The organism is Shewanella sp. SG44-6, assembly GCF_014164185.1.
In the GTDB taxonomy this organism is placed as follows: domain Bacteria; phylum Pseudomonadota; class Gammaproteobacteria; order Enterobacterales; family Shewanellaceae; genus Shewanella; species Shewanella vesiculosa.
In genome coordinates this window covers 1-4,268 of record NZ_JACJER010000218.1, presented here as the reverse complement: position 1 = coordinate 4,268, position 4,268 = coordinate 1, and the positions used below count along the sequence as shown (strand labels likewise).

General features: G+C 42.2%; 4 protein-coding genes. 2 read left to right on the top strand and 2 right to left on the bottom strand.

All coding sequences use genetic code 11. The annotated features are described in order from the left end of the window. Positions 1-353: 353 nt before the first annotated feature. Both H5185_RS21385 and H5185_RS21380 read right to left on the bottom strand, forming a co-directional pair. A complete protein-coding gene (locus H5185_RS21385) occupies positions 354-1,148 on the bottom strand; it encodes a 2OG-Fe(II) oxygenase (protein WP_182743146.1) in 795 nt (264 codons plus the stop codon). Between the two features lie 127 nt (positions 1,149-1,275). Then, positions 1,276-2,643 carry an aldehyde dehydrogenase gene (locus H5185_RS21380; RefSeq protein ID WP_220494513.1) on the bottom strand — a complete coding sequence of 456 codons (1,368 nt, stop codon included), beginning with the start codon at positions 2,641-2,643 and terminating at the stop codon, positions 1,276-1,278. Between the two features lie 111 nt (positions 2,644-2,754). On the opposite strand from H5185_RS21380, the gene H5185_RS21375 reads away from it, so the two are divergent. Together H5185_RS21375 and H5185_RS21370 are read left to right on the top strand one after the other, a co-directional pair. Continuing rightward, positions 2,755-3,111, top strand: a complete 357-nt coding sequence (locus tag H5185_RS21375) for a helix-turn-helix domain-containing protein (protein ID WP_124015612.1) — start codon at positions 2,755-2,757, stop codon at positions 3,109-3,111. A gap of 146 nt (positions 3,112-3,257) precedes the next feature. Beyond that, positions 3,258-4,094 carry an ABC transporter substrate-binding protein gene (locus tag H5185_RS21370; protein WP_182743144.1) on the top strand — a complete coding sequence of 279 codons (837 nt, stop codon included), beginning with the start codon at positions 3,258-3,260 and terminating at the stop codon, positions 4,092-4,094. Positions 4,095-4,268 lie beyond the last annotated feature (174 nt).

Here is a 4,268-nt window from a genome sequence, read left to right as displayed (position 1 = left end):
CTCCATGAGGTCAACATTAGCGTAAATGTTATCCTTGCCATTAGCGCTGACAGTTGAGTTTGCCAAGGATGCGCTGTCACAATAGCCACGTTGGCGAGCAAGCTTATTCGATAAGTTTTATAGAAGTTTATTGCAGAAAGTGACACACGAGTGAATTTGATAACAGCGGGTTTATATTGAGCAGAAATATATGACGGATTACGAACATCGACTTCGTTCAGCGAGGATTAAGCAAGAAGGAAAAGTTCACAAAGGCTTGAGTAGAGCGAACCTTGTACATTATTTCATTAAAAATATAGCGCTTAACTAACGGATTAGCTTATCAATAAGCTAACCCGTGTTGATGGCCAGTGTTATAACTCAAACAACACATCGGTGCGGATAATGTATTTAACCCCAGAAAAAATAGGCTCTGAGCTATGAATGCAATGCAGCGGATGCATGCCATGTGGGAAACACAATACACTTCCCGCTGGCGTTCGCACGTCAACTTGACGCATATTATCGCCATGTTTTGCTGGTAAACTTGGGTTGTCGGCATTAACTAAAAAGCGCGTTGCACCGCCTTCAAAGTCTTCTGTCAGTAAGATTAAAAATGTCAACAGGCTGTAGCGATCGCCAAAAGCATCTCGCACTAACTGACCGTCTATAACTTGGCTTCCCGGCCACGAACCATCTGAATGCGGCTTAAAGAAATCACCCTGATTATAGCGATAAAAACGAAAGCGATTATTGAGTCCCAAGGCTGCTTTACCAGCAAAAATGCCCAAGTTATCATCCATAAGATGGTTAACTCTATTCCAAATAACTTGCTCAGTGGTGTTATCAACCACCCAGGTTAAACTGTCGTTATGGCGTACATTGCGTGGTAATGACACCGCGGCGTCGGGTAAAAAGCCCATCGACTCACTCACTGAAATTAGCCGTTTACACTCATCTGGCGTCAATACATTCAATAATTGAAACGCACCTGGCACTTCGGCTAACATTTTTTTACTCACGTTAGCACGCTCAGTTTCGGTCAACTTTGCCTCATTAAGCTCAGCCACATTAGCGTGATGATTAGCCCATGTCGGCAATGCCGGATGTTCAGCGCCGGGTTCTAGTGCCACCACAAAATAATCTGAATTTACTTTTGCTGTGTTCATGTATTTATACCTTTAACCATAAAATGGGCTAGCAATGTTTAACTAAAAAAGTGTGAGAGTTATTGTTTAATAAACATTATTTACTAAAAAATAACTGCTTACGAATAAGTGTGGCTAACCGCAAAAATTAATAACTCATCACTCGCACTTGAGCAAATTGGCGATGCCCTGCTGCAGTGCCATGAAAACCAAAACCACTTTGCTTAGCTCCTACCCATGGCGCATTGCCAGCACCAGCACCTTGATTAACCCCAACCATGCCAGCCTCAAGTTGTTCGGCAACGGCTTTAGCGCCTTGGCCACCAAACACCACAGCAGCTAAACCATAGTGGCTGTTATTAGCGCGACTAATGGCTTCATCAATATCACTAAAACGGCTCATAGCCACTACAGGGCCAAAGGTTTCTTCACGTTCTAGCAGCATTTCAGGAGTAATATCTGTCACAACTGTAGGTTGAATAAACGGTAGTTCATAGTGATCACTACCTAATAAAATACTCGCGCCTTTGGCTGTAGCATCTTGTAACTGCTCAAGTACTTTTTGGTGCTGTGTAGGATTCACTATCGGGCCAATATTCACATTCGCAGCGTCCCATGCTCCCACACGATAACGGCTGGCTAAGGCCACCACTTTTTGTTCAAACTCATCGGCAATTTGCTGGTCTACATATACTCGTTCTGTGGAAGTGCACATCTGCCCAGCGTTTTCAAACGAGCTTGCCACCGCAAAACGCACCGCGGCATCCATATTGGCACCAGCCATCACAATCATAGGATCGTTGCCGCCAAGCTCCATTACTAAACGTTTTAAACCCGATGAGGCATTAGCCATAATGTGTTTACCTGCAGCCATAGACCCGGTAAATGCCACCATATTAATGTCTGCAGCAACCAGTGCCTGGCCAAGGGCTTTATCACCTTGAACCACTTGCAGCACATGCTGTGGTAGCACCTTATTAAGGGTATTAATAAATAATTCGGCCACCAGCGGAGTTTGTTCAGATGGCTTTAATATCACACTGTTGCCCGCTATAAGTGCTGGCATCAGTAAGTTATTGGCCATGGCTATCGGATAATTCCAGGGCGAAATGACGGCTACAACACCCAAAGGACGGTATTGTAATTCAGTACGATTATCAACTTGCTCAGTGGCTAATGCATCGCCTATTTCACTGGCAAAATAGCCTGCATTTTGTAATGTACCGCCCACTTCATAGGTGGCACGGCGATAATCTTTGCCCATTTCTTGGCCAATGAGTGTTGCCAGTTCATCTTGCACTGCGTGTAATTGTTGATACGCTTTAACCACATACTGTTGCCGTTCAACTAATGGCAAACTTGCCCAAGCTTTTTGAGCAACTTGCGCATTGCTTATCACTATTGGCAACTGCTCGATGCTGGTTGTTTCTACGCGACCTACCGCTGTGGCTTCAATGTGTTCTCCGCCATCGACTTTATGATAACTCGCGGGATCGTAAGAGATTAATACTGCCATGGAGAAACATTCCTTAATGGTACTAAAGTGACGCTAGTCTAATTGCTGTCTATTTTGATACAATGGAATACAAAAGCAACCAGTATACTTTTAGTAACCTAGGTTAGATTGATGAAAACTAAAATTGAAACAATGACTAACGGTCAAAAAAAAGTTATCAACGCTTGTGCTGAACCTTGCTCGGTCGAGCGTGGTATGCGGGTATTAGGTGGAAAATGGAAAGCATCGATATTATGGCACTTGCAAGATGGTCCAGTGCGATTTAATGATTTGTCGCGCATGTTAGGCGGGGCAAGTAAAAAAATGGTCGATCAACGCCTGAAAGAATTAGAAGCCCAAGGACTGGTGACTCGCCATGTGATTAGTGATCGTCCTATTGCTGTGTCTTATAGTATTACCGATCTTGGTCGCACGGCATTGGATATTTTAGAGCGCTTAAAAGAGTGGGCAGATGAGTATATTGTTTAGCAAAGTACTCTGGGCTAGATCTCCACAAAGATTAATTAGCTAACGACTCAACAGCTTAATTGTCACAAAATAATAACAATATGTTAGGCTTGTCACTATTACGGAGATGAAATGCATGGAAGCCTTAATCTAAGGTGCTGTTATTTATGTTGCGTTACTTATCTGTGGTGATTTTCATCATTACATTTTTCAATTCGCCGATTTCAAATGCCAGACCAGCTATCACTTTTTACACCGAAAGCTATCCTCCATTTCAGTCGCTAAATTCTCATGGAGAATTGGTTGGCTTTTCGATTGATGTGTTACATGCTACCCAGCAATACCTTGATTTTGATATTAATATTCAAATCATGCCTTGGAGCCGAGCATATAAAAATGCCGCAAAAAATCCTGATACATTTATTTTTTCGATAGGTAAATCCGAAAAACGTTTACAACTGTTTAAATGGATAGGTGATTTTCACACGGTGCGAAATGTTATTTACAAAAAGACCTCTCGAGCTGACATCAATATCGTTAACAAACAAGATATTAATCGATACACGCTGGCGTTACCAAGAAGCGACATTTCACTAGAGAGTCTCAACATTCAACATGAACACCCAAATGTCTATTTGGTTGCAAACCAAACTAAAGCCCTAAAAATGCTTTATTATGATCGAGTGGATTTAGTCAATAATAATGATATCGGCCTATCCGGCTCAATAAAGGCATTGGGGCTTAAACGGTCTGATTTCACCATTGCGTATGTTATTAATAACATCGAGCTAGGTATAGCAACCCATAAAGATACTCGGGTTGAATTACTCGAAATGATGCGACATGCATTTGATACGGTTAAACAAAATGGCCAGTTCGAGCTTATTGTAAAAAAGTGGTTTCCTGAACGAATATCACCACAAGCAGCAACTCAGATCGCGGGACCAATAACGGTTGAGCCTGATAATCATAGTAAAACCACGATTGAACCACTTTCGCTTTAATTGGCTCATGTCGCTAAAACCAGTATATGGGTTCAGCGACAACATCAATTGTCGCTGGAAGCAAAGTCTGACATAGGCAGCTTTCAGCTTTCAATAACTTACCGAAAAGATATAACTATACTCTGACATAAAATGTACCCATAGTCTGACAAATTGGAACTGCACCTAGATACT